This is a genomic window from Streptomyces sp. Z26, from assembly GCF_003665095.1.
In the GTDB taxonomy this organism is placed as follows: domain Bacteria; phylum Actinomycetota; class Actinomycetes; order Streptomycetales; family Streptomycetaceae; genus Streptomyces; species Streptomyces phytohabitans.
In genome coordinates this window covers 6,219,112-6,244,123 of sequence record NZ_RCHV01000002.1, presented here as the reverse complement: position 1 = coordinate 6,244,123, position 25,012 = coordinate 6,219,112, and the positions used below count along the sequence as shown (strand labels likewise).

Annotated in this window: 23 protein-coding genes and 1 pseudogene; 14 read left to right on the top strand and 10 right to left on the bottom strand. The window is 75.6% G+C overall.

Features of this window, described 5'->3' with window-relative positions:
• Window positions 1-104: 104 nt before the first annotated feature.
• The gene (locus tag D7M15_RS27055) at window positions 105-704 is read left to right on the top strand and encodes a TetR/AcrR family transcriptional regulator (protein WP_240649517.1); all 600 of its coding nucleotides are present in this window, start codon (window positions 105-107) and stop codon (window positions 702-704) included.
• A gap of 73 nt (window positions 705-777) precedes the next feature.
• On the opposite strand, the gene D7M15_RS27050 is transcribed toward D7M15_RS27055, so the two are convergent.
• Together D7M15_RS27050 and D7M15_RS27045 are read right to left on the bottom strand one after the other, a co-directional pair.
• Entirely contained in the window at window positions 778-1,311 is a 534-nt protein-coding gene (locus D7M15_RS27050; protein WP_121519884.1) for a TetR-like C-terminal domain-containing protein, read from the bottom strand.
• A gap of 22 nt (window positions 1,312-1,333) precedes the next feature.
• On the bottom strand, window positions 1,334-2,170 hold the full coding sequence (locus D7M15_RS27045; protein ID WP_121519883.1) for an alpha/beta hydrolase: 837 nt from the start codon (window positions 2,168-2,170) through the stop codon (window positions 1,334-1,336).
• A gap of 193 nt (window positions 2,171-2,363) precedes the next feature.
• Here D7M15_RS27045 and D7M15_RS27040 point away from each other — a divergent pair, with 193 nt between their 5' ends.
• Window positions 2,364-2,960, top strand: a complete 597-nt coding sequence (locus tag D7M15_RS27040) for a sigma factor (protein WP_121519882.1) — start codon at window positions 2,364-2,366, stop codon at window positions 2,958-2,960.
• The gene (locus tag D7M15_RS27035; protein WP_121519881.1) at window positions 2,957-4,099 is read left to right on the top strand and encodes a zf-HC2 domain-containing protein; all 1,143 of its coding nucleotides are present in this window, start codon (window positions 2,957-2,959) and stop codon (window positions 4,097-4,099) included. The genes D7M15_RS27040 and D7M15_RS27035 overlap by 4 nt, the downstream gene beginning before the upstream one ends.
• Before the next feature lie 185 nt (window positions 4,100-4,284).
• On the opposite strand, the gene D7M15_RS27030 is transcribed toward D7M15_RS27035, so the two are convergent.
• The 3 genes and pseudogenes from D7M15_RS27030 to D7M15_RS27020 form a co-directional block, all read right to left on the bottom strand.
• On the bottom strand, window positions 4,285-5,631 hold the full coding sequence (locus D7M15_RS27030) for an ABC transporter permease (protein ID WP_121519880.1): 1,347 nt from the start codon (window positions 5,629-5,631) through the stop codon (window positions 4,285-4,287).
• 152 nt (window positions 5,632-5,783) lie between these two features.
• A pseudogene (locus tag D7M15_RS27025) lies at window positions 5,784-6,542 on the bottom strand (ABC transporter ATP-binding protein); the annotation flags it as partial.
• A 206-nt stretch (window positions 6,543-6,748) separates the two neighbouring features.
• A complete protein-coding gene (locus D7M15_RS27020; protein WP_121519879.1) occupies window positions 6,749-8,158 on the bottom strand; it encodes a helix-turn-helix transcriptional regulator in 1,410 nt (469 codons plus the stop codon).
• A gap of 219 nt (window positions 8,159-8,377) precedes the next feature.
• Here D7M15_RS27020 and D7M15_RS27015 point away from each other — a divergent pair, with 219 nt between their 5' ends.
• On the top strand, window positions 8,378-8,962 hold the full coding sequence (locus D7M15_RS27015; protein WP_121519878.1) for a DUF4232 domain-containing protein: 585 nt from the start codon (window positions 8,378-8,380) through the stop codon (window positions 8,960-8,962).
• 39 nt (window positions 8,963-9,001) lie between these two features.
• Here the strand turns inward: D7M15_RS27015 and D7M15_RS27010 are convergent, their stop codons facing one another.
• On the bottom strand, window positions 9,002-9,529 hold the full coding sequence (locus D7M15_RS27010; RefSeq protein ID WP_121519877.1) for a YceI family protein: 528 nt from the start codon (window positions 9,527-9,529) through the stop codon (window positions 9,002-9,004).
• A gap of 217 nt (window positions 9,530-9,746) precedes the next feature.
• Here D7M15_RS27010 and D7M15_RS27005 point away from each other — a divergent pair, with 217 nt between their 5' ends.
• From D7M15_RS27005 to D7M15_RS26990, 4 genes are all read left to right on the top strand, one after another.
• Entirely contained in the window at window positions 9,747-10,559 is an 813-nt protein-coding gene (locus D7M15_RS27005) for a hypothetical protein (RefSeq protein WP_121519876.1), read from the top strand.
• A gap of 269 nt (window positions 10,560-10,828) precedes the next feature.
• On the top strand, window positions 10,829-11,473 hold the full coding sequence (locus D7M15_RS27000; RefSeq protein WP_121519875.1) for a sigma-70 family RNA polymerase sigma factor: 645 nt from the start codon (window positions 10,829-10,831) through the stop codon (window positions 11,471-11,473).
• Window positions 11,474-11,784: 311 nt separating this feature from the next.
• On the top strand, window positions 11,785-13,305 hold the full coding sequence (locus tag D7M15_RS26995) for a PepSY domain-containing protein (RefSeq protein ID WP_121519874.1): 1,521 nt from the start codon (window positions 11,785-11,787) through the stop codon (window positions 13,303-13,305).
• On the top strand, window positions 13,302-13,973 hold the full coding sequence (locus tag D7M15_RS26990; RefSeq protein WP_121519873.1) for a DUF5134 domain-containing protein: 672 nt from the start codon (window positions 13,302-13,304) through the stop codon (window positions 13,971-13,973). The genes D7M15_RS26995 and D7M15_RS26990 overlap by 4 nt, the downstream gene beginning before the upstream one ends.
• A 60-nt stretch (window positions 13,974-14,033) precedes the next feature.
• Here D7M15_RS26990 and D7M15_RS26985 read toward each other — a convergent pair whose 3' ends face one another.
• Entirely contained in the window at window positions 14,034-14,249 is a 216-nt protein-coding gene (locus D7M15_RS26985) for a hypothetical protein (protein WP_121519872.1), read from the bottom strand.
• A 399-nt stretch (window positions 14,250-14,648) separates the two neighbouring features.
• Between D7M15_RS26985 and D7M15_RS26980 the strand changes: the two genes are divergently transcribed.
• The 6 genes from D7M15_RS26980 (at window position 14,649) to D7M15_RS26955 (ending at window position 19,980) form a co-directional block, all read left to right on the top strand.
• Window positions 14,649-14,936, top strand: coding sequence for a hypothetical protein (locus tag D7M15_RS26980; RefSeq protein WP_121521497.1), 288 nt, complete (start codon window positions 14,649-14,651; stop codon window positions 14,934-14,936).
• Window positions 14,937-15,037: 101 nt separating this feature from the next.
• On the top strand, window positions 15,038-17,320 hold the full coding sequence (locus tag D7M15_RS26975; protein ID WP_346428839.1) for a heavy metal translocating P-type ATPase: 2,283 nt from the start codon (window positions 15,038-15,040) through the stop codon (window positions 17,318-17,320).
• Window positions 17,317-17,883, top strand: a complete 567-nt coding sequence (locus D7M15_RS26970; RefSeq protein ID WP_121519871.1) for a copper chaperone PCu(A)C — start codon at window positions 17,317-17,319, stop codon at window positions 17,881-17,883. The genes D7M15_RS26975 and D7M15_RS26970 overlap by 4 nt, the downstream gene beginning before the upstream one ends.
• 31 nt (window positions 17,884-17,914) lie before the next feature.
• Window positions 17,915-18,370 (top strand): hypothetical protein, encoded by a 456-nt coding sequence (locus D7M15_RS26965; RefSeq protein WP_121519870.1) that lies wholly within the window; start codon window positions 17,915-17,917, stop codon window positions 18,368-18,370.
• A 276-nt stretch (window positions 18,371-18,646) separates the two neighbouring features.
• Window positions 18,647-18,991, top strand: coding sequence for a BlaI/MecI/CopY family transcriptional regulator (locus D7M15_RS26960; RefSeq protein ID WP_240649747.1), 345 nt, complete (start codon window positions 18,647-18,649; stop codon window positions 18,989-18,991).
• 5 nt (window positions 18,992-18,996) lie between these two features.
• Window positions 18,997-19,980, top strand: a complete 984-nt coding sequence (locus D7M15_RS26955; protein WP_121519869.1) for a M48 family metalloprotease — start codon at window positions 18,997-18,999, stop codon at window positions 19,978-19,980.
• Between the two features lie 96 nt (window positions 19,981-20,076).
• On the opposite strand, the gene D7M15_RS26950 is transcribed toward D7M15_RS26955, so the two are convergent.
• The 3 genes from D7M15_RS26950 to D7M15_RS26940 all read right to left on the bottom strand — a co-directional run bounded on the left by D7M15_RS26950 (window position 20,077) and on the right by D7M15_RS26940 (window position 24,945).
• Window positions 20,077-20,532, bottom strand: a complete 456-nt coding sequence (locus D7M15_RS26950; protein WP_121519868.1) for a TerB family tellurite resistance protein — start codon at window positions 20,530-20,532, stop codon at window positions 20,077-20,079.
• A 112-nt stretch (window positions 20,533-20,644) separates the two neighbouring features.
• On the bottom strand, window positions 20,645-22,900 hold the full coding sequence (locus D7M15_RS26945; RefSeq protein ID WP_127201792.1) for a PI-PLC domain-containing protein: 2,256 nt from the start codon (window positions 22,898-22,900) through the stop codon (window positions 20,645-20,647).
• 326 nt (window positions 22,901-23,226) lie between these two features.
• The gene (locus tag D7M15_RS26940; RefSeq protein ID WP_240649515.1) at window positions 23,227-24,945 is read right to left on the bottom strand and encodes a serine/threonine-protein kinase; all 1,719 of its coding nucleotides are present in this window, start codon (window positions 24,943-24,945) and stop codon (window positions 23,227-23,229) included.
• Window positions 24,946-25,012 lie beyond the last annotated feature (67 nt).

Sequence of the window (25,012 nt, the reverse complement as noted above, 5' to 3'; positions counted from 1 at the left end):
CCGCCGGCCATCCACTAAGGTAACCCTAACGGAACGCGCGTTCGACGTGCGTGGGGAGCCGGAGGTCGCGGAGGGCCCTTCCGGCGACGGGGGAAGGTGGGCTGGTGCGGCGTGCGGATGCCCGGCGCAACCGGGAACGGATCCTGGAGGCCGCGCTGGCCGAGCTGACCCGTGACGCCTGCGCGCCGTTGAGCGTGATCCGGCGGCGGGCGGGGGTCGGCCAGGCCACGTTCTACCGCAACTTCCCCGACCGTGACGCGCTGGTGCTGGAGCTGTACGGGCACGAGATCCGGCAGGTGGCCCGCGCCGCCACCGAACTCCTCGCCACCCGCCCGCCCGACCAGGCGCTGCGGGAGTGGCTGGACCGTCTCGCCCGGTTCACCCTCACCAAGACGGGCCTCGCCGAGGCGCTGCGGCACGCCACCCGCGCGCCGGGCGCCCCGGACAAGCCGTCGTACGCCCCCGTCGAGGACGCCGTACGGCTCCTCCTCCGCGCCAACGAGCAGGCGGGCACGGTCCGTCCCGGCCTCACGCCCGAGGACTTCTTCCTCGCCACGGCGGGCATCTGGCAGCTCGACCCGACCGCCGACGACTGGCCCGCCCGCACCGCGCGCCTCCTCGACCTCGTGCTGTACGGCCTCCGCTCCCGCCCGGGCGACCGACCGGCCGACGACCCCGGCAGCCCGGACAGCCCCGACGACTGACCCGCCGACCACCCGCCGACCGCGCGCCCCGGCGGACGCCCGTACGACGAACGGCCCCCGCCGCGCGGCCCGTTCAGGACGCGCGCAGCCCCCGGTCCGCGAAGTCGATCAGCCACTCGAAGCTCTCGTCGACGTCGGCGCTCCACTGGAACCCGTCGGCGGCCTGGAGCGTCGCGAAGCCGTGGCAGAGGCTGCGGAGCATGCGCAGGGCGTGGTCCACGTCGGAGTCCGCGAGGTCGTAGCCGCGCAGGACCGCCCGGAACGCGCCCAGCAGGCGCGCGCTCGACGCGGCCATGGGGTCGTCCGGGCCGGTCGGTTCCACACCGATCGTGGCGGCGTACCGGCCGGGGTGCGCCACGACGTACGTACGGAACGCGCGCGCCGCCGCCGCCAGCGCGTCGCGCCCCGCGTACCCCTGCACCGCGCCGCCCACCGCGTCGGCCGCCTCGCCCAGCGCCAGTGCGGCGATACGCCTGTTGAGGTCGGCCTGGCCGCCGACGTGCTTGTAGAGGGACGGCGTGCGGACGCCGAGCCGTTCCGCCAGCAGGCCCATGGTGAGCCCGGTGTGGCCCACCTCGTCCGCGAGGGCGGCCCCGGCGGCGACCACGGCCGCCGGGTCGAGACCGGCCCTAGGCACGGGCCGCGCCCGGGCGGAGGAAGGCGAGGACCAGGGCGGCCACCTCGTCGGGGCACTGGTCGTGCGGGTAGTGGCCCGCCCCCTCGATCAGCTCCAGCCGCCCGAGGCCGTCGGGCAGCGCGGCGACGATCGCCGCGCCCTCGGCGCGCGGGTCCGCCCAGTCGGGGTCGAGGGTGCCCATCACGACGAGCACGGGGCGGCGTACGTGGGCGAGTTGGGCACCGGCGTCGGCCGGTGCGCTGCGGCCCATCGCGCGCAGGGCCCGCATCCGGGCCGGTTCACGCAGCAGCGTGTCGACGCGGGCGAGCCGCTCGCCCCAGTGGGCGGGCTTCGCGCCGGGGTAGGCCACGTCGAGGTACGCGCGCCAGAGCCGTACGCTGCCGAGCCCGCCCGCCCCGGCCAGCCGCAGCATGCCCCGCCGGTACCGGCCGACCCGCAGGTCGCCGGGGCGTACGGTCTGCGCGCGGGTGAACGGGGCCAGCTCGACGACGGCGGTGACCAGCGCGGGCTCGCGCGCGGCGGCGATGGTGGCGGCGCCGCCGGAGAACGAGTGGCCGACGAGCACGGCGGGTCCGCCGAGGTGGCGGACGACGGCGAGCAGGTCGCCCGCGACGGCCGTGCGGCTCCAGTCCGGCCAGTCGGTGCTGGACTCGCCGCAGCCCCGCAGGTCGACGGCGGCGACCCGGTGTCCGGCGGCCACGAGCAGCGGGGCCAGGGCGCGGTAGGCGTCGCGGCTGTCGCCCATGCCGTGCGCGAGGACGATCAGCGGGCCGGAGCCCGTCACCTCGTAGGCGATCGTGCCGCCGTCGACGGCGAGGTGTTCGGTCATCGCTCCCCCTTGGCTAATGAAGTTAGCCAAAAGCTAATGTCATTAACCACGCCTGTCAACTCGCCCGCGTCCGGCCCTTCGTGCCCCTAGCACCTCCGGCACCCCGTCCGCACGCACATCGACCGAACCGGCACGTCGCGCCACGGACTGTGCTTAGAGTTCGGGGGCGCGATCACGGAAGGGACGGTGAAGGGTGGGCACTACGACCGATGCGCCCGGCAGTGCGGCGCAGTGGGAACGACGGGCCCAGGTTCGGCTCAACCGCGGCGAGGCCGCGGCCCTCGGCGAGATCTACGACCGGCACGCGCGCCTGGTCCACGCGATGGCGGCACGGCTCACCGGCGACGACAAGGCGGCCCGCGAGGTCGTCGCGACCGTGTTCACCCGACTCTGGCAGCACCCCGAGGCGTTCGACCCCGCGCGCTACCGGCTGCGGACCTGGCTCGCCACCGAGACGTACGAGCGCGCCACCGCGCACACGTCGGGCGCCGCCCGCTCCGCCCCGGCCCCCGGCCACTCCCCCGCCGGACCCGTCGCCGCGAGCGGCACACGTACGGGTGAACCGGCGGCCACGGCCGGGCTCCTGGAGGTCACGGAGGCGGACTCGGCGCTCACCTCGGCGAGTTTCCGCGTGCGGTCCGTCCTCCGCCTCGTCCACACTGAGAACAGGAGTTACCGCGACGCGGCGGTGGAACTGGGCATCAGTGAGGAAGAAGTCCTTCAACGACTGAGACAGGGACTCCAGTTGATCGCTGAAGCGACCGCCGCTGCCAGGGAGGGCAGGTCATGAGCAACCCCGACGAGCACCCTCGCCTTCAGCGGCTCCTCGGAGCGTGGGCACTGCACTCCTGCGCTCCCGACGAGATGGCCGAGGTCGACGCGCACCTCGTCGGCTGCGGGGAGTGCGCGGCGGAGGCGGAGCAACTCCGTTCGGCGGTCGGCATGCTGCACCCGTACGCGGACCTGGACCCCTCCCTGCGCGCCGAGGTGATCGGCACCTGCCTGAGCATCCGCCCGCCGCAGGTCGCCGTACCGGACTACGCGCAGCCGTACGACGCCGAGACCGCGCGCCTCGACGCGCTGTTGGCGGACCTCAACGACGACGAGTGGACGGCTCCCGTACAGCTGGAGTGGTTCGAGGGCGACGACGCCGCGAGCCGCGGTACATCCGTCACGGGTGTCCTCGGGCACCTCCTCGCGGTCGACGGCATGGTCTCCTCGACGCTCGGCCTGCCCGACCCGGTGCCGCACGCCGAGGAGGTCACCACCGACCCGACGGAACGCACCGAGGCGCTGTGGAAGCAGATGGGCCCGGAGCAGGAGAAGGGCGCGCGACCCGCCGACGGACGGCGGACCGGCACGATGCACGGCGCGTGGCGGGACCACACGTACGAACTGATCCGCACCTGTTCGTTCAGCGGGAACGGCGTGGCCGACATCAACGTGCCGTACGGCGACGGGGTCGTGCTGCCGCTGCGGCTCGCGCTGCTCGACCGGGCCTTCGAGACCTGGATCCACGCCACGGACATCGCCGACGCGGTGGACTACCCGTACCCTCCGCCCGTACCGGAGCATCTGCGGACGCTGATTTCCGTCGCGGTCGAGATGCTGCCGACGATCCTCGCCGCCCGACGGCAGGCCGGGCTGGCCTCGCCGCCGCTGCCGGTCGTCCAGCCCGGCGCCCCGGCGCGCAGCCTGCGGCTGCACATCGAGGGCGAGAGCGGCGGCGACTGGTACCTCCCGCTGGACGGGCCCGGCGGACCGGCCGGACCGGACAACTGCGTCAGCCATGTCGTTTTGGACGAGGTCGAGTTCTGCCGCCTCGCGGCCGGGCACCTCGCGCCGCGCGAGGTCGCGGTGGGGCAGCGGGGCGAGGAGACCGCGGTGGTGGAGCTGCTGTACGCCATGGCGTCGATGAGCCGCCTCTGACCGGTCCGCCCGTACGGCCGGAAGCACGTAGCACCACTTCGTCGCGGGTTGGGTGTGACGGGGTGGTGTTGGTGTGTGTCGTAAGGGGTGGAGGGAGTTGCCGGGTTGGGGGATGGGTGGAGGGCAGCCCCGGGGGTGTGGGCTGCCCTCCTGTCTGTGGGCCGGTGTGTCCGGCTGGTGGCTGTTCAGGCGGCCGCCGTGACGGTGTCGACTGCGGGGGTCTGGAGGGAGCGGCGGGTGGTGCCGAGGCTGGTGAGGAAGGTGACGGTGGCGGCGAGGGCGGTGACGGTGATCCAGGTGGCGGGGCCTTGTTCGGGCCAGATGGTGTCGGTGCGGACGATGTTGTAGGGGAGGATCCCGACGAGTCCGGCGAGGGTGCCGAAGGTGACGCCGGTGGCGGTGAGGACGAGGGATTCGACGGCGACCATGATCTGGACCTGGCGGGGGGTGGCTCCGGCGAGGCGTTGGCCGCCGAATTCGCGGTTCCGGTAGGAGGTCGCGGCGTAGAGGGTGTTGATGAGCATGATGCAGGCGAAGGCGACGATGATGCCGACGATGACGAGGTTGAGGGATTCGAGGTTCTTGTCGTCGGCGGTCTTCTGGACGCCGCCTGCGTCGAGGGCGTCGCTGGCGATGAGTTGCATGTAGAGGGTGGCGATGGCGACGCCGGTGAAGAGGATCATCGGCATGAGGACGCCGGCGAGTTGGTCGGCGCGGCGGCGCATGTTGTGGACGGTGAGGTATCCGGCGACTCCGGCGAGGAGTTGGATGGGGCGTCCGTAGATGGCCAGGAGGGCGCGCAGGAGGTGGGGGGAGAAGACGGCGAAGCCGATGGAGGTCATGACGGCGGCGTAGGCGGCGGGTGCCATGAGGGCGGGTTCGGTTTCGTCGATGGCCAAGGTGGTGGCGGCTGCGCCGGCGCCGAGGACGAGGGCGGTGATGCCGCCGATGGTGCGCCAGCGGGCGCGGGCGGCGTCCTTGGCGGCGGTGGTGGTGGGGTCGCTGGTGGCGCGGCGGACGGCGAGCCAGGCGGCGCCGACGGAGGACAGCAGGGTGATGGAGGTGCCGGTGGACAGGGCGATGGAGCCGAAGGCGTAGTCGACGTTGTCGGCGACCTGGTTGGAGTCCTTGAAGGAGGAGACCAGGAGGCGTCCGGCGAGCATGGCGGGGAGGACGGCGAGGGTGGTGGCGATGACGGCGACGAAGGCGGCTTCGCCCATGATCATGCGTTTGATCTGTGCGGGGGTGGCGCCGGAGCAGCGCAGGAGGTGGATCTCGTCGCCGCGTTGGCGGACGTTGACGGTGAGGGTGGAGGCGACGGCGAAGAAGACCAGGAGGGTGCCGTAGCTGCCGACGACGCCTCCGGTGGTGGAGAGGATCTCCTCGCTCTGGGCGTCGATCCCGGCTTGTGCGGCGGTGTCGTGGAGGGAGTTGAACATCATCACGATGCCCGCGCCGAGGAACGCGGAGAGCAGGGTCGCCGCGAATCGTCCCGGGCGTTCCTTCACGGAACGGAAAGCCAGCTGCAACATCAACCTCACGCACCCATCCGCAGAACGCTGTAGTCGTCGAACCGGTAGTCGTTCGTGGAGGACTCGTCGGACCGGTAGCCGCTCTCGTACGGGTTGGCGTACTCCGGCACGCCGTGGTGGTCGGTGTGGTGGGGGGTGGTGTCGTGGTCGGGGTCGCCGAGGTGGGCGAGGCGTTCCGCGACGGCGTCGGCGGTCGGGGCGGTCATCTGACCGGCCAGCTTGCCGTCCGCGAGGAAGATCACCGAGTCCGCGTACGAGGCCGCGACCGGGTCGTGGGTCACCATGACCACCGTCGCCCCGTGGAACCGCACCGTCTCCTGCAACAGGCTCAACACGTCCCGCGCGCTCCGGGTGTCCAACGCCCCGGTCGGCTCGTCCGCGAAGATCACGCTCGGGTCGGTCACCAACGCCCGCGCCACCGCGATCCGCTGCCGCTGACCACCCGACAACGTGTCCGGACGGTGGTGCAGCCGGTCACCCAACCCCACCTGCCCCAGGATGCGCTCTGCACGCGCCCGGTCGATCCGCCGACCCGCCAACTTCAACGGCAACGTCGTGTTCTGCACCACGTCCAACGTGGGCAGCAGGTTGTACTGCTGGAAGATGAACCCGATCCGGTCCCGACGGAACCGCGTCAACTGCGCCTCCGTGGCGCCCGACATCCGCTCACCGTCGACCAGGACCATCCCCTCGTCCGCCCGGTCCAACCCCGCCGCGCACTGCAACAGCGTGGACTTGCCCGAACCCGACGGACCCATCACCGCGGTGAACGATCCCGACGCAAGACTGAGGCTCACATCGTCCAACGCCTTCACCGCGTTCTCCGACATGCCGTACGACTTCGTGACATTCACAAGACGCAGCGCCTCCGCACTCTTGACGGCACCCGCCCCACTCTTGCGACCAAACATCACTACCCCAATCCGTCGGACGCTCTCTGCGCCACATCCACAACCTACGCAGCCGCAACCGCCCACACATGGGGCCCACAACCCAAACCCGGGGTGGTGCTAGGTACCCGAACGCGAGGGTGTGTGGGCAGCGCGGAGGGCGGCCACCCGTAGGTGACCGCCCTCCGCGCCGTACCGTGCCGCCGCCGCCCGGACGTGCCCGCGGCTCACTCCCGAGGCGCCTCCGACCAGCCGTCCGCACCGAGCGGCCAGCGGTACTCGGGCCGCCCCGAGGCGCCACTCGTACGGAACGGTTTGCCCTGGTCGTCGACGCGCAGCACACCGTGGCGGCCGCCGCTGGACCACTCCAGCTCCAGGTACCAGGTGACGTCCTTGGCCGCCACCCCGGCCTTGATGAGGAAGACCTCGGGGTCGGACTCGCTGACCTTGTACGGGAAGTCGCGCTGCCCGTTCTTCGGCGTGACGAGCGGCTGCCCGGCGTCCAGGTCCACGGTGAAGGAGCTGGTGGACACGCCGCCGCCGCAGCCGATGCCGGTCGCGTACTCGTTCCAGGCCAGGGGCGCCCGGGTGCCGACGACGCGTACGCGGGCGCGTTCCAGGACGACGGTCTGCCGCCCGGTGCCCTGGAGGGTGACCTCCACCAGCTGCTCCCCGGCGGGTACGGCGCCGAAGGCGCGGACCCACGAGGGCGCCTCCGACTCGTCGGGCGGCTGCGGCAGTTCGGAGGGCGAACGGTCCACCAGGAAGTGCTGGGCGCAGGGGTTCTCGTAGGCGTACGGGCGGACGCGCGCGGTGACGGGCGTACCGCCGTCGGACGGGGGGTCGTCGGCGCCGGGGGCGTCCTCGCCCGTTCCCGGGTCCGGGTCCGCGTCCCCGTCCCGCGCGGTGTCGTCGGGGCGCCCTGCCCCGTCGCCCTGCGCGGCCTTCGCCTCCTTGCGGTCGCGGTCGCCGGACGGGTCCGCACGGTCGCCGCCGCCGGCGCCCGCCGTGGCCTCCGGTCCCGCGCCGGACCGCCCGTCGTCGTCCCCGCCGCCCCACATGGTGGCGCCCACGACGACGGCCACCGCGCAGACCGCCGCGGCCGCGCCGGTGGCGAGGGACGCGAGGCGCCGGCGGGAGGGCCGTACGGGAACGGCGGGCGCGGGCGCGGCCACGGGGCCCACGACGGTACCGACGGCGTCCGCCTCGGCGTCGGTGCTCGCCGCCGCCGAGGTGTGCGGCTTCCGGCCCACGGACTCCGTCGTCGTGACCTCTGTCGTCACGGGTTCCGGCTTCGCGGGCAGTGGCGTCACGGGCTCCGGCGCGGCCGGTGCCCCGGCCCCGTCCTCCGCGTCGTCCTCCGCCACGTCCGCGTCCCGGCCCCCTGCGACCGTACGACCGCGCGTCGCGTCCGCGAGTATCCAGAGCCGGTGCAGCTCGACCACTTCGTCCGGCTTCGCCCCGCACGCCCGCGCCAGCCGCTCCACCGCGGCGAACTCGACCGGCACCGCGGTCCCGTTCACGTACCGGTGCAGGGTCGAGGTGCTCAGGTGCAACCGCTTCGCCAACTGCCCGTAGCTGAGCCCCGACCGCTCCTTCAGCTCCCCCAGCCTCCGGGCGAAATCCGTTGCCCCCAACGTTCCCCTCCATCCCAGGCGACCGTTCCAGGCCGTCTGTGTTCCCCCTGGTCAGAGCCGGTACGGACGTTCCAGCGTCCCGAGTTGCCCGGTCTCCCTGGCACTCGGCGCACGGCGGCGCACAGGCTTCGGCCATCAAAGCACGCCGTCCCCGGGGAAGGTCCGTCCCGCGAGCCCTCAGGCCGCCTCCGGCGGGCACCGTTACGGAAAGGGATCACTATGCGCACCCGCCTGCTACTCGCCGCCGCGCTCGCCGCCTCCTCGCTCACCGCGTGCGGGAACGACGACGGCGTACGGGACGAGGGCACGGCGGGGTCGACGCGTACGGCGTCCCGTACGGGCGACGGTACGGACGGCTCCGGCGCGGCGGGCACCTCCGCGGAGCACCCCGGCGGGAGCGGGACCGGTGCCTGCGGCGCGGACGACGTGCGCGTGACGGCGTCCCGGGTGGAACGCCCGCCCCGCACCCTGCTGTTGACCGTCGCCAACACCGGCCGCGCCCGTTGCGACCTCCGCGGCCACCCCGCCGTACGGTTCACGGGCGCGCTGTCCGTGCCGCCCGCCGTCGAGTCGACGAGGCCGCGGGCGGTGCCGACGCTGGCGCCGGGCGAGCGCGGCCACGCCGGGGTCCTCCTGTCGGCGGCCGACGGTGGCGGGGGCACGGGTACGCAGGTCACGACGCTCGACGTCGGCCTCCGCGGCGGCGGTACGACGGCGGTGGCGCTCCCGTCCGGCGGTGTCCACGTGGACGACACGCTGCGCGTGACGTACTGGCAGCGCGGCCTCGCGGACGCCCTCCGCTGACCGCACCGGCCATGCTGATCACGGTGCGGTGCCGTGCGGTCAGCGTTCCGCGACGACCTCCAGCGTGAGCGTCAGGTGGCGGCCGGTCATGCCCTTGCCGTTGGTGATGCCGAAGGCGTACCGGTCGACGGTCGCGCTGCCCGTGGCGGTGAGCCGCCCGCCCTCGGCGGTGAAGCTGTCGACGGCGACGACCACGGGCCCGGTCACCCCGCGTACGGTCAACTCGCCGCGCAGCGCGACGTCCTCGCCGGACCGCTCGAACCCCTCGCTGCGGAAGGTGATCTCGGGGTGGTCCTGCACGTCGAGGTAGTCGGCGGATCTGACGTGGTCGTCGCGCTTGGAGTTGCCGGAGTCGAAGCTCGCGGCCTCCACCGTGACCGCCACCGACGGCTCGGGGGCGCCGTCCGCCCCGGCCACGACGACGCGACCGCGCGCGAGCGCGAAGGTGCCGCGGACGGGGAGCAGGCCGAACATCGCGCGAGTGGCGAAGCGGACGGTCGACGCCGCCGGGTCGATCTCGTACGTGCCTGCTGACAGGCACCGCTCCGCGGTCCGGGGAATCGCCATGAGCGCGTGGCCTCCACGACTGTAGATTTTCTGGGAGGTGCAGCCTCTCGCGCGGCGCGCGGAACGCGCCAGTCCGGCGGGCCGCCGGGGACGGTCCGGGGTCGGGCGGCAACTTCCGTACGGCTGCCGGACGTTCGGCCGTACGCGGGGCGCGGGCGCGGTCGGCCCGTACCCCCGGGGGCCGGGGCGCGCGCGGCGGGTGCCACGATAAGGCGTCATGTCTGCTGGCGGGCTGCTGCGCATTCTGCGGGCTGCGGTGTTCGCGGCCGTCTGTGTCGCGCTCGCCGCCGCCGGGCACGTGCTCATGTCCGGCTCCGGAGTGCCCTGGTGGGCGCCGGTGTCGGCGGTCGTCGCCGTCGGCGCGGTCGGCTGGGCCCTCGGCGGGCGCGAGCGCGGCGGCCGTACGGTCGCGGGCCTCGCGGTCACCGTCCAGACCTGCCTCCACGCCGCCTTCACCCTCGCGCAGTCCGGACCGCCGGGCGGCACGGCGCGTACGGGCGACGGCGGGAACGTCCGGGTCTGGGCGCGGCACCTGCTGTGCGGCGGGGACGACGGCGCGGCGACGGCGGCCCGTACCGGCCCCGGCGGGGGCGGGCACCTGGCGCACGCCGCGCACCACGGCGTCGACGCGGGCGCCCCCACGGCCTCGGCGGGGCACGACATGGCCGCCGCCGGGCACGGCACGGGCGACATGGGCGCCATGGGACACGGCATGGCCGCCGTGCCCGGTGTCCACGACATGGGGCACATGACGGGCACCGCCTCCTGGGGCATGCTCGCCTGCCACCTGCTGGCCGCCGTGCTGTGCGGCCTCTGGCTGGCGCAGGGCGAACGTGCCGCGTTCGCCCTCGTACGCGCCTGCGCCGACCGCGCGTTCTCCCCGCTGCGGCTCGTCCTCGCCGCGCTCCGGCCGCCGCCCGCGCCGCTGGCGCTCCTCCCGTCGCCGCGTCCGGTACGGCGCCCGCGACGGTTGACGCTCGTCCGTTCGCTCCCCTCCCGGGGTCCGCCCGGGGAGACCGCTGTCGCCTGACAGCCGGTACCCCGCCCCGCGTTCCGCGCGGCGCGGGCTCCCGTCCGCGCGCCCGCGCGGGCGGGTCTCCCCCACCCCGTACGGCGGCCCGCCGCCGCCCGTTCCGGTACGCCGTCGCGCGCCCGGACCCGCTGCCCCGCGGCCACCGGCCACGCGGCCGGACTCCCGCGCAGTCGCCGCCAGTGCGGCGTCGGCGTGCCACGCGGCGTGCCGTCCCGGTCGGGCCCGCCGGGCCGCCCGTACGGGGAGCGAGTAAGGACCACCTGACGATGACTCCTGCCCTGCCCCCGGTCACCGACGAGACGGTGACCGCCTGGGCGCTCGCCGCCGCGGGCGGCGACCACGAAGCGGTCGACCACTTCGTACGCGCCCTCCAACGCGACGTCCGCCGCTACGTGGCGCACCTCGCCGACGACGCGCAGGCCGCCGACGACCTGACCCAGGACACGTTCCTGCGGGCGTTGACGGCGCTGCACCGGTTCGAGGGGCGTTCCTCGGCCCGCGTCTGGCTGCTGTCGATCGCCCGCCGGGTGGTCGCGGACAGCCTGCGTCGCGCCGCGTGCCGACCCCGTACCGCCGACACCACCGACTGGCAGAGCGCGGCCGAACGCGCGCAACCCGTCGGCCTGCCCGGCTTCGACGAGGGCGTCGCCCTGATGGAGCTGGTCGACTCCCTCCCCGGCGAGCGCCGCGAGGCGTTCGTCCTGACCCAGCTGCTGGGGCTGCCGTACGCGGAGGCCGCGGCGGCCGGGCGGTGCCCGGTGGGGACCGTCCGGTCCCGGGTCGCGCGCGCCCGGCTGACGCTGGCGGAGCTGGCGTCGGACGGCTGCGGGGCGGCGGGTGCGTCCGCCCCGGGCGGCGCGGACGGTACGGACGGCGCGGCGGCCGGTGCGGTGGAACCGGCCGTGGCCTGAGCGGTCCCCGCCGCGCGGGCGGTACGGGCGGCCAGGACGGCTGACGGCCCGTACCGCGCGGGCGGCCACCGTTCCGGCCGGTGCGGCGCCCCCCGGTGGGCGCCGCACCGGCCGGAACTCCCGCGCCCCGTACGGGAGTCGGCCGCGCGTGGCGTGGCTCACACCCCGCGCGGGGAACTCGCCGCACCCCCGCGCCGACTCCTGCGGCGACCGGCGGCCCCGCCGGTGTGGGCACCACGGGAGGAAGGGACCACGATGCGCGAGACGCCGTACCCGAGAGGCGCGCTCCGCCCGCCGGGCCGGGGGCCGAGGTGACCCGCCCCGCGGACCCCGGGCCCGCCGATCCGCCGCCCGCGACCGCGCCCGCACCCGCACCCGCACCCGACGGCGACACCGCGCCCGTACCGGCGCCCGCCGCCCCGGAGACCCCGGGTACCCCGGGGACGTGGAGCGCGCTGCGCCCGCTGCTGCTGCGGCTGCACTTCTACACCGGTGTCCTCATCGGCCCCTTCCTCCTCGTCGCGGCGCTGACCGGGCTGGCGTACACGATCACCCCGCAGCTCGAACCCGCCCTGTACGCCCACGAGTTGTCCGTCACCCCCCGGGGCGACCGCGAACCCCTCGCGCGGCAGGTGGCCGCCGCCGAACGGGCCGTGCCCGACGGCACCCTCGTGTCGGTCACGCCCCCGCCCGGCGCGGATGACTCGACACGGGTCGTCTTCGACGAACCGGGGCTGCGCGAGGGGTACACGACGACCGCGTTCGTCGACCCGTACGACGCCGAGGTCCTCGGCACGCTGGAGACGTTCGGGCAGTGGCTGCCCGTACGCGCCTGGCTGGACGAGCTGCACCGGACACTGCACCTGGGCGAGTTCGGCCGCCACTACAGCGAACTGGCCGCCAGCTGGCTGTGGGTGGAGATCCTCGCCGGGCTCGCCCTCTGGGCCGGGCTCCCCCGCAACCGGCGGCGACTGCGCCGCGTGCTGCTGCCACGGCGCGGCGCCAAGGGTCGCGGGCGGACGCTGTCCTGGCACGGCGCGGTCGGACTGTGGGCCGCCGTCGGGCTGTTGGGGCTGTCCGCCACCGGGCTGAGCTGGTCCGCGTACGCGGGCACGAGCATCGGCGCGCTCAAGGACTCCCTGGACGGGGGCACGCCCGCCGTGTCGACCGCCGTCCCGCGACCGGGCGGCGACGGCGCCGACGGTCACGGGGCGGACGGTGACCACGCCGGGCACCAGGGGAGCCACGGCGGCGCCGGGTCCGGGACCGCCGGGGACGACGTGGGTGTCGACGCGGTGCTCGCCGCCGCGCACGGCGCGGGCCTGCGCGGGACGGTCGTGGTGACCCCGCCGGACGGGCCCGGTTCCGCGTACGTCGTGGCGGAGAACACCCGTTCCTGGCCCGAGCGGCAGGACTCGGTGGCGGTCGACCCGGCCACCGGGGAGGTGACGGCGACGCTGGACTTCGACGAGTACCCGCTGCTGGCGAAGCTCACGACGTGGGGCATCGACGCGCACATGGGGCTGCTGTTCGGCCTGCCCAACCAGATCGCGCTGGCGCTGCTCGCGCTCGCCCTGACCGCGATGGTCCTCTGGGGGTACCGGATGTGGTGGCTGCGGCGTCCCACCCGGGCCCCGGGCGCGGTCCTCGGACGTGCGCCCGCGCGCGGCGCCTGGGCCCGGGTGCCGGGTCGGGTGCTGGCCCCGACGGTGGTCGTGCTGGCCTTCGTCGGTTACCAACTTCCGCTGTTCGGGTTGCCGTTGGTGGCCTTCCTCGCGGTGGACCTGGCGGCGGGCGCGGTACGGCGGCGCGGGACGCGGGTGGCCCCGTGATCGCCGCGACCGGACTGCGCTGGATACTGACGCTGCTGTTCGCCGTACCCGCCGCCCACGCCCTGTGGTGCGCCCTGCGGCCCGACGCGCGCGCCGCCGCGCGCGTGGACCACGCGGTGCACGCGGCGATGGGCGTGCTGATGGCGGCGATGGCGTGGCCGCGCGGCATGGACCTGCCGGCGGCGCCGCAGATCGCGCTGTTCTCCGTGGGCGCGCTGTGGTTCGTGGTCGCGGCGCCGTTCCGTACGCGGGGGCGCACCCCGCTCCGTACGGTCCTCGCGGCCTGGCCGGACGTGCTGACGACGGCCGCCATGGTGTGGATGCTGGCGGCGATGGCCTCCGGTACGGCGCACGGGCACGGCGGGGGCGGCGGCGCGCACGGGGCGCACCACGCGGGCGGCGGCTCCGGTGCCGCCACGATGAGTCTGTCGGGCACGGGGCAGAGCCTCACGGCGGGGCTGCTGGCGGCCGTGCTGCTGGCGCTCGGGGTGGTACGGCTGGCCGCCGCCCTCGACCGGGCGCGCGCCGGGCGCCCGGCCCCGCGCGCGCCCGCCCCCGTAGCGGCGGGTGACGCGGCGGTGGGCGACGGCGGCGGACCCGCGCTGGACGACGCGTGCCATGCCGCGATGGCGCTGGGGATGGCCGTGATGTTCGCCCTGATGGTGTGAGGCGACCGTACGCGCGCCCCCGCGAGGAGGCGCGCGTACGGGAACGGGTCGGGCCCCGGTTCAGGACAGGGCCACGCCGTCCAGCTTCCCGCCCTTGGCGTCGGCGAGGAGCGACGAGAACTGGTCGGCGCTCATCTGCACCCGCTGCCCGAAGTCGTCGGTGAGGACGACGCGGCGTTCGGCGGGGGCGCCGGGGTCGACGAACAGCTGCGGGCAACCGCAGTCGCAGTTCCCGCAGAAGACCGCCACGGGTTCGAGTCCTGGGATGTCGGTCATGGCGCGTGCCTCCGTGGGATGTCGACGCGGGTGGGCGCGCGGCGCCCGTTCGCGGGGCGCGCCGCGCGGCGGCTGGCTGTGGCATACCCGCCGCGTACGGCACGACACGGCGCGCGGGAGACGTACGGGTGCACGCCCCGGCGGCGCGTGCCGCCGGGCGCCCCCGGACGCTCCGACCGCACCGCGCCGGACGGGAACCGACGGGCGGTCGGGCCCGACTCTTCGAGGGGGCCCGGCCGTTCGGCGGGCACCGACACCGAGCGCGATGTGACGCGGCTCACGTTTCCCCGTCGGAACTCCGGTACGGGCGGCACCGACTCCTGTACCGGTGCGGCGGGTCCGGTGCGGCCACCGCCGTACGACCCGACCGCCGTACGACCCGACGGGAAGAACCGAGAGATGGCGCAGCCCCCGCAGTCCCCCTCCCGTACGGCGACGACGCCGCCGCGCGGCTTCCTGCCGCCGCCCGCCCTGTGCGGGTTCCTCCTGCTGCTGGCGCTGGTGTTCGCGGGCTCGTACGCGGTCGGCGCGTCGGTCGGGCCCGTCGCCCCCGGCATGCACCGGGACGGTACGGGCGGGGGCGGCGGCGGTGGTGGTCACGGCGACGGGGACGACATGGGCGGGATGGACGGCATGGACATGGGTGGCGCGGACGGTGGCTCCGGGGCGGCGGGGGCGGACCGGTGACGGCCGTTCCGGCGTCCGCGCGCGCGGCGGCCGACCCGACGGCGACGGGCCCGACGTCGCCCGACCCGACGGCGAACGGCGCGGCGGTCACCGATCTGACGGTGGGCGGCATGACGTGCGGGGCCTGCGTGCGTCGGGTCGAGAAGAAGCTCGCCAGGCTCGACGGCGTCACGGCGAGCGTCAACCTGGCGACGGGGCGGGCGCGCGTGCGCCATCCGCCCGGCACCGGGACGGACCGGCTGATCGCGACCGTCGAGCAAGCGGGGTACACCGCCGCGCTCCCCGAGCCGCCGCGACCGGAACGTCCCGGCGGCACGTCCGGCACGTCCCACCCGACCGACGCACCCGGCTCACCCACCGCGGCCGAGGACGGCGCCCCCGACCGCCGGGAACGCGACCGGCTGCTCGTCACGGCGCTCCTCGCGGTGCCCGTCCTGGTCCTCTCCATGGTGCCCGCGCTCCAGTTCCGGAACTGGCAGTGGCTGTGCTTCGCCCTCGCCGCGCCCGTCGCCGCCTGGAGCGCCTGGCCGTTCCACCTGCGGGCGGCACGCGGGCTGCGGCACGCGGCGGCCACCATGGACACGCTGGTGTCGCTCGGTGTCGTGGCCTCCTTCACGTGGTCCTCGTACGCCCTCTTCCTCGGCGGCGCGGGCGAGCCCGGCATGCGGATGCCGTTCAGCCTGCTGCCCGCCGCCCCGGACGGCGACGTGGCGCACCTCTACCTCGAAGCCGCCGTCGCCGTACCGCTGTTCGTCCTCACGGGCCGATTCCTGGAGGCGCGCGGCAGGCACGGTACGGGCGGGGCCCTGCGCGCGCTGGTCGGGCTGGCCGCCAAGGAGGTGGCCGTACGCGACGGGGCGGGCGAACGCCTCGTACCCATCGGGGAGTTGGGCGTCGGCCAGGAGTTCGTCGTACGGCCCGGGGAGCGCGTCGCCACCGACGGCACCGTCGTGGAGGGCGGTTCGGCGCTGGACCTGTCGCTGGTCACCGGCGAGAGCGCGCCCGTGGAGGTAGGTCCCGGCTCCTCCGTCACGGGCGGCGCCGTGAACTCCGGCGGCCTGCTGGTCATACGGGCCACCGCCGTCGGCGCGGACACCCAGTTGGCGCGCATTACCCGGCTGGTGACGGACGCGCAGGCCGGGAAGGCGCGGGCGCAGCGGGTGGCCGACGAGATCGCGGGCGTGTTCGTGCCGGTGGTCCTGACGCTGGCCGCGACGGTGCTCGGGTTCTGGCTCGGGGCGGGCGCGGAGCCGCAGGCGGCGGTCACCGCCGGCGTGGCGGTGCTCGTCGTCGCCTGCCCGTGCGCGCTCGGCCTCGCGACCCCCACGGCGCTGATGGCGGCGACCGGCCGGGGCGCCCGGCTCGGCGTGCTCGTCAGCGGGCCGCGCGCGCTGGAGGCGCTGCGGCACGTCGACACCGTGGTGCTCGACAAGACCGGCACGCTCACGACGGGCCGGATGAGCGTCGTACGGCTGACGGCCGTCCCCGACGGGCTCGGCGCGGAACGGGTGGCGCTGCTGGCGGCCGCCGTCGAGCGCGGCTCGGAGCACCCGTTGGGCCGGGCCGTCACGGCGTACGCCCGACGGGCCGCCCCCGCACGGGAGTTGCCCGCCGTGACGGACTTCGCCGCCCTGCCGGGGCGTGGCGTGCGCGGCCGGGTCGAGGGGCGGCTCGTGGAGGTCGGCGCGCCGGACGGCGCGCTTCCCGACCCCCTCGCTGAGGCGCTGGCGGCCACGGCGGCCGCCGCGCGTACGCCGATCGTCGTCCGGGTGGACGGCGCGGTCGAGGCGCTGATCGAGGTGGGCGACGTCCAACGGGCGGGCAGCTACCGGGCCGTGGACCAGCTGCGCCGCCTCGGCGTACGCCCCGTGCTGGCCACCGGCGACCACGCGGCACCCGCCCACGCGGTGGCCGCGGACCTGCGTGTCGAGGAGGTGCACGCGGGCTGCTCGCCGGAGGACAAGGCCGCGCTCGTCCGCGACCTGCGCGCGCGGGGACGGCGGGTGGCGGTCGTCGGTGACGGCGTCAACGACGCGGCCGCGCTCGCGGGCGCCGACCTCGGCATCGCCCTGGGCACGGGCGCGGACGTGGCGATCGGCGCCGCCGACGTGACGCTCGTACGGGGCGGCATCGAGGCGCTCCCCGACGCCGTACGGCTGGCCCGCCGCGCGCTGGGCACGATCCGCGCGAACCTGCTGTGGGCGTTCGGCTACAACGTCGTGACCGTGCCGCTGGCCATGGCCGGGCTGCTGAACCCGATGCTGGCCGCCGCGGCCATGTCGGCCAGTTCGCTGCTGGTGGTCGGCAACAGCCTGCGGCTGCGCGCCTGGCAGCCGTCACCGGACCGCGCCCGCCCGGCGCCGCGAACGGAGCCCGCGCCATGACCCGACCGACACCCGCACCGGACACCGCGCCGCCGGAGGCCCCCGTACCGGAGGCACCGCACCCGTGGGCACCGACCCGCGCCCGCCTCCGGGACGGGGCCCGCGCCGCGGCCGTCCCGCTCGCCGCCTGGCTCCTCGCGTTGGGCGGCCTGGGCGCCTGGGCCGCCACCGGCCACGCGGGCAGCCCCGCGCGGCCGACCGTCACCGGCGCGCGGATGTACGTGCCGGGTCCCGGCGTTCCCGAGACGGCCGCGTTCTTCCGCGTCACCAACTCCGGTGGCGCGCGCGACCGGTTGCTGGCGGTGACGTCGACGGCCGTCGCCGGGGACGTCTCGTTGAGCAGGCACCGGATGACCGAGCGGGGCGCCGCCTACCGCGACGAGGCCACCTCCCTTCCGGTGCCCGCGGGCGGCACGCTCGACATGTCGCCGCTGACCGCCGACGTGACGGTCCCCGCGTCGCCGCGCTGGCGCGTCGGGGACCGCGTGCCGTTCACGCTGCGCTTCGAGTACGGGGGGCGCGTCGACGTCGTCGCCGAGGTCGTACGTCCCGGCGACGGCTGACCGGGACGGCTGACGGAGGAGGGGGTGGGCGATGACCGTCGGATTCGGGCGGCTGGGCCGGGTGTTCCTGCTGGCGGCCGCGGTGGCACTGGTGGCGACGTCGGCCGCCCTCGCCCTGCTGGACGGGACGCCGCGGAACGTCGTCGCGCTCACCTTCGGCGTCGTGGCGCTCGTCGCGCTGGCGCAGGGCGTGGTGTGGACGGTGCTCCAGCACCGCGTGTTCGGCGGCGTGGCCGCCCTGCGCCGGGTCGCCGCGTCCGGCCACCCGGCGGTGGCGACGATCACGGCGGTCGGCGGCACGGCGAGCGCGATCGGCGCGGAGCCCGTCGTCCGGCTGGACCTGGAGGTGCTGGGCCGTACGGTCACCCGGCACGTACGCGTCCCCTTCGACCGTTCCGACGCCGTACGCGCCGGGCGGGCGCTGCCCGTACGGGTCGACCCGGAGGACCCGCGCACGCTGGTCGTCGAGTGGGACCGCCTCGGCTGAACGCGCGGACCGTACGTTCCCCGCGCTCGATCCGGGCGCCCCCACGGGGCGGGGCCCCGGACCGGACCCGGCGGAGAGGTGTTCGACGCGGGCCGCCCTCACTAGGATGTGCTCCCGGGTGACGAGACCTCGGGGGGTGCAGCGGTGACAGGACCACGGGAGCGACGGGAGCACGGCCACACGGACGGCGGCCGTCCCGCTTCCGGCCCGTACGCGGCCTCCTCCGCCACCCCGTCCGACCCGGCGCCGCGCGGACACCGGCGCGCGCAGGGCGAGTTGGAGGCGCTGGTGCTCACCGCCCTCCGCCAGGCACCGGCCCCGGCCACGGCGGGATGGGTGCAGGAGCGGCTCGGCATGGAGTTCGCGTACACCACGGTGATGACCATCCTGACCCGGCTGCACGCCAAGGGCGCCGTCTCCCGCGAACGCGAGGGCCGCGCCTTCGCCTGGCGCGCCACCTCGGACGAGGCGGGCCTGGCCGCGCTGCGCATGCGGCGGGTGCTGGACAGCGAGTCGGACCGGGGCGCGGTCCTCGCCCGCTTCGTGACGGGGTTGTCGTCGGACGACGAGCTGCTGCTGCGCGAACTGCTGCGGCACTCGGTCGAGGAGCCGGGGGAATAGCCCGCATGGGCATCTTCGTCTTCATGCCGCTGGTGCTGCCGGTGACGGTCCTCCCGATGGTCCGCCTCGCCGGGCAGCACCTCCATCCGCGCGCCGCCGCCCGGCTGTTGACCGCCGTGGGCGGGCTGCTCGCGGTGTGCAGCACGCTGTGCCTGGTGCTGCTGATGGTGGTCGGCACCGCCCAGCTGCCCGGGAACCCGCTGCCGGACGGCTGGTCCGACCCGGAGGTGCGCGCGGCGGTGCCGCACGAGAGGTACGTGGGCGAGGTGTCGATCGTCGCGCTGCTGGCGGTGCTCGCCGCGTGGGCCCGTACGGTCGCGGAGCACGTACGGGTACGGCGGGCCGCGCACCGGTCGCTGGCCGTGCTCCCCGCGCGGGGAGCGCCGGACGCGACGGCGGACGGGGAGCTGGCCGTGCTGCCCGACGCGGACCCGTACGCCTACGCGCTCCCCGGCGGCTTCGGCCACCGCGGCCGCGTGGTGGTCTCGACCGCGATGCTGGACCATCTCGACGCCGATGAGCGGCGCGTGCTGGTCGCCCACGAGCGGGCGCACCTGGCCGCCCACCACCACCGGCACCTGCTGCTGGTCCGCCTCGCGGCGCGGGCGAACCCGCTGCTCGGCCCGTTGCGCGACGCGGTCGCGTACAGCGTGGAGCGGTGGGCGGACGAGGTGGCGGCGCGCGAGCTGGGCAGCCGCCGGACGGTGGCCCGTACGGTCGCGAAGGCGGCGCTCGTCACCCGCGGCGCCCCGGCGTCCGGGCTGGCGGCGGCCTCCGGGCTGGCCGCGCTGGCCGAGCCGGGGCCGGTGCCGCGGCGGGTGGCCGCGCTCCTCGCGCCCGAGCCGCCCGCGCACAGCTGGCCGCCGCCGGGGACGGCGGCGCGGCTGGCCGCGTGGGTGGCGGCGGCGGGCACGGCGGCGTCCGCCGTGTCCTCGCTGATCGCCGCGGCGGCGCTCACCGCCGCCCTGGTGGCCGCCACCCCGCTGTGACGCGCGCGCCGGGCCCGTACGGCCGCGGCGCCCCGTACGCGATCACCTCGTACGCGACCACCCCGCGCGCCGTCCGGGCGCGCGCTCAGCCGCCGCTCAGAGGTCGAACTCCTCCGGCGGGATGCCCAGCGCGAAGCAGACCTCCCGTACGACGCCCTGCTCGGTCTTGTCGAAGTCGCCGTCGGCGCCGCCGATGACGATGCCGATCTGGACCACGGCGCGCGCCTCGGTGGGCTTCTTCGCGACCTTGCCGATCGTCTGCATCACGCTGACCTTGCCGACCTCGAAGTCGGCGGCCAGCTTCTGGCAGTTCTCGTCGAACAGCCGCTGGAGATCGGCGGCGGGGAAGTTGCGCAGCACGTCGTTGCTCACGAGGAGCGCGGACACGCGCTGCCGCTCGGACGCGTCCACGCTGCCGTCGGCGGCGGCCACGAGCGCGCACATCGCCATGCTGGCGTCACGGAAGCCGCCGCTCTTCAGCTCGTTCTTCTTCGCGTCGAGCTGGGTCTGCATCGTCGAGGCGGATTCCTTGATCCGGTCCCACAGTGCCATCAGCCATCCTCCGGGCGGTTCGTTGCTTCTACACGGGTGTAGAAGTTGACAGTGACGAGCAGTGTACAGCGCGCAGTTGACCGCGCGCGGCGGGCCGACGGGAGGCGTGCGGTCAGGGCAGGCGCGACTCGTTCAGCGCGTCCACCGCGTCCTGGGCGCTGCCGAGGTTGGCGTAGTCGACGGCGACGAAGTTGACCGGGTGCCCGCGTTCGGCCTGGCAGCGCAGGGCCCGTTCGCGTACGAAGTCACGGTCGTTGATCTCGCCGGCGTCGATGCGGCTGCCGCCGCCGTGCGTGATGAAGTGGTTGAGTAGGAACAACTGCTTGCCCATGTCACCCCTGTTGGGCACGCAGCTCATCTCGTCCGGGGACTTGAAGGCGTACGGCGTCTCCATCCCGTACCGGTAGAAGTTGCGGTACCAGGGCGCCGGGCCCGACTCGTGCTCGGCGAAGACGACGAGGCGCCGGTCCTTCTCGACCATCTCCCCCAGCTTCGGCCACCGCGCGTCGGGGTCCGCGTCCGGCGTGTACAGCAGGCGTTCCAGCCCGGCACGCCGGAACGCCGACTCCGTCTGCTCGCCGCTGATCCCGTCCTGCACGATCATCGTGACCACCTCGCCGGGATGGGCGTCCAGCCAGTCACCGATGTCCCGCAGCGTCTCGACCAGCGGCACGGCGCCGCCCCGGCACACCGCGTGGCACAGCCAGAGACCGGGCCGCGACGGGCTCGCCTCGTCGATCAGACCGGTGATCTGCTTCCGCATGTCCGGCGCGTACTCGGAGAGTTGGAGACGTTCCGCGATCTCGTCGCGCTGCTCCCAGGTGTGCGTGTCGACGAGGAGCGCGCGGGCGCCGTTGTCCAGCTGGGTGGTGATGTCTCCGTCCTGGAGGGGGCTGATGAACCGGTCGGCGGTCGACGACATCGAGTTGTGCGTGGCGAGGTAGGCGGCCTGGTCGTAGCGCAGCTCGCACAGCTCCACCGAGCCGTTGCAGTAGACCCGTTCCGAGCCGGTCGCCGCCGTGGGCAGGAGGGCGGGGCCCAGCACGATGGTGGTGGTGACGACGGCGCCGGCGCCCGCCATCGCCGTACGCCGGGTGCGCCGCGTCAGCTTCCGGCCCGAGAGGCGCCGCTCCCACGCGGCGCAGGAGACGAACAGCAGCAGGCCGGTGACCAGCGGCGCCAGCGAGGCGAGCAGCCCCGCCTCGGTGAAGGCGCGGGCGCCGGTCCGCTCCAGGTCCGAGATGAGGGAGGCGAGCGTCGGCGGCCACGAGGCGGGCGGCGTCCACACCCAGGTGTCGGCCCGCCAGCGCGCCAGCAGGAACAGGAGCGCGGTCAACGCGCCGCCCACCGCGAGGAGTTCGCTCAGCCGCCGGATGCGGTACACCCTGCGGCCCGGCGAGAGGAACCAGAGGAAGACCGCGGCGCCGATCCCGGCCACGGTGGCGAGCGTCTGCACCAGCCCGAGCGTCAGGTCGGTGACACCGCGCGCGGATCTCAACGCCTCGGTGTCCGCGCCGGAGTCCTGGAGGTCCTGCACCACGTCCCACTGCCCGCCGTCGGTGATCCGCACCAGGTCCTTACGGCCCTCCTTGCCGCCCGCCCCGGCCGCCGTACCGGGCAGGTGCGGGCCGACGGCGGCGAGCGCGGTCGCCACGTCCCCGACCGAGAGGGCGCCCTCGACCTGGGGGCGCAGCGCGTTCCGCTCGTCCTCCGGCACGCCGGAGAGCAGCACCCGCGTCGCGTCCCCCACCGCCTTGTCGCTGAGCTTCACGCGCGGCAGGTCCGGCCTGCGCCCGGCGGCGAGGTCGTCGAGGGCGGTGTCCAGGTCCTCCAGCGCGGCGTCGAGGTCCTCCTCGCTGCGCTCGCCGGAGCCGGAGACGAGGCTCCCGAGGTAGACCTCGCCGAGGTCGTTGAGGTTGGCCAGTACGGGCGTGAGGTCGACCGACAGGTGCAGCGAGTCGGTGTCGCCGCGCAGGTACGAGAGGAGCGCCGCGATCTGGCTGTCGGTCAGCTCCCGTACGGTCGCGGGTGGCAGCACCGTCTTCAGGTTCCCCGTCACGACGCCCTCGGGCACCGGCAGGCGGGCGAGGAGGCTGCGGGTCACCGGCTGCGCCTCGGGGTCGACGAGCACCTCGTCGTACAGCCGGTCGTAGGCGCGTTCGTCGTCCAGCACGCTCTGGTAGAAGCCGCGGCTGAGCACCGTGCCGCGCAGGGTGCCCGCGAGGGTCAGGACGACGACGCAGAGCACGGCCAGCACGCTCGCGCACGCCCGCGCGCGGCGCAGGAGACGGGCGTCGCGCCAGCCCTTCCCCGGAGCGGGAACGGTCCGGTCGCCGCGTTCGGTCCTCGGCCCGGCGGTGTCGCCCACCCTGCCGTCCTCCTTCGTGCTCGGGGCCCGTCCGCCGCCCGCCGCTGCCGCCCTCCCGGCCGCCTGCGTCGCGGCCGTCCCGCGGTCCGTCGTGTCCGGCTCGTCCACCCAGCTCGCCCTACCCAGCTTCCGCCCGCGCATGACCCTCCCGTGCCGAAACGTTCGGTCTGCGACGCGTACCGACGGGTCGCGGGCGGGGGCTCGCGGGAGCGCGGTGCCGGGGCGGCCGTACAGCAGGGTGTCACAGGTGTCGGCCGCGTACGGGGGCCGCCGCGGCCCGGCCGGTCGACGTGGTGGCGACGGGCGGGGTGCCGTACGGGCCGGGGTCAGCGCGTGCGGAGCGTGGCGACCGCCGCGAGCGTACGGTCGTCGAGCAGCGCGCAGGTGAGGGGGTCGGCGGGGGAACGGCGGGGCGAAGGACCCGCAGCGGGCGTTCCGGCGGTGGCTCGGTCGGCGACGGCGTGCGGCGTCGCGGCGCCGCCGAACTCCCCCTCCCGCGTGGGGAGTCGGTCGCCCTGTCGGGTCCCGCCGTCCTCCGGCGGTGTGCCCGCCCGCAGCCGGACGGCCACCTCGACACGGCTGCCGCCGCCGGTGTGGACGCGGAGCGCGCAGCGGTCGAAGTCCCCCAGTTCCGGCGCGCGTTCGGCGGCGCCGAACGGGCCGAGGGCGGCGGGGTCGACGAGCGCGCGCAGGTCGGCGGTACGCGGGTCGCCGACGGGCGACCCGGCCGTGCCGTCCGGCGCGCCGTCTCCGGGGGCGCCGGCACCGCCCGTACGGCCCCGGTGCGCGGTCCCGTCCACGGCGTTGTCCGGGCTGCTCGTGCCACGCGCCCCGGCCGCGCCCCGCGCGCCGGTCCCGGTGCCGTCGCCGGGCAGGAGCGCCACACCCGCCGTCACGGCGGCCGCCACCGTGGCGCCGAGCGTGAGCGCCGCGGCCAGCCGCTGCCGTACCCGCTCGGCGGGGCGCGGCGCCGTACGGTCGGACGCGGGCGCGGACCCGGCCGCCACGGCGGCCAGGAGCCGCCCGGCCTCGGCGGCGGCGGGGCGCCGCGCCGGGTCGTGCCGCAGCATCGCGGCGAGCACCGGCTGGAGCGGGCCGACGGCGTCGGCGTCGATCTCGACCACCCCGCGTTCCGCCATCCAGTACGACAGCCGCTCGGTCACCGGTCCCGGTCCGCGCGCGCCCTCGCGGCCGGTCCCGACGGTGGTCTGGCCGCCGCGCGGGGGCGAGCCGGTGACGAGCGCGTAGAGGGTGGCCGCGAGGCAGAACACGTCGGAGGCGGGGCGGGGTTCGTCGCCCATGGCCAGTTCGGGGGCGGCGTAGTCGGGGGTGAAGCTGAACGGGCCCTCCGCCACCGCGGTCGCCGTGCCGTCCACCCGGTGGGCGGCGCCGAAGTCGAGCAGCATGGCCGTGCCTCGGCGGGAGAGTCCGACGTTGGCGGGTTTGATGTCGCAGTGCACGACTCCGTTGTCGTGCAACGAGGCGAGGGCGTCGGCGAGTTCGACGCCTATGCGGGCCGCCTGCCGGGGTGACATCGGGGGCAGCCGGTCGAGGCTGCCCCCGGACACGTACTCCATGACGAACCAGTACGCCTGCTCGCCCGCGCCGCCGCCGTCGTCCGCGGTGGTCCCGCCGCCCGTCGTGGTCGCGCCGCCCCCGGTGGCGCCGCCCGTCTCCGTACGCGCCCCGGGCCGGTCGCCGCCGTCGCCCTCCGTACGGGCCGCCGCGCCGTCCCCGTCCGCGACACCTCCGTCCGCACCGCCCCCGTCCGCGACGCCGTCGGAGGCGGCGTCCGCGACCTCCGAGGCGGGCAGCACGTCGAAGAGGGTGACGACGTGGGGGTGGTCGCGGAACTTCGCCAACGCGCGCGGCTCGTCCAGCAGGTGCCGCGCGCCGGACCCGCGGGCGCTCGCCGCCCGCCCGGGTTTCGCCGCGACGTACTGGTCGATCAGGGTGTCGTGGACCAGCCACACGTCGCCGCTGCGCCCCGCGCCCACCACCTCCTTGAAGACGTAGCGGCCGGCCACCTCGTCACCGGGACGCACCGCCCCACCTCCCCTGGGTCCGCGGCTCACGCGGCGGCACGACCGCACGCGTCCGCCGAACCTACTG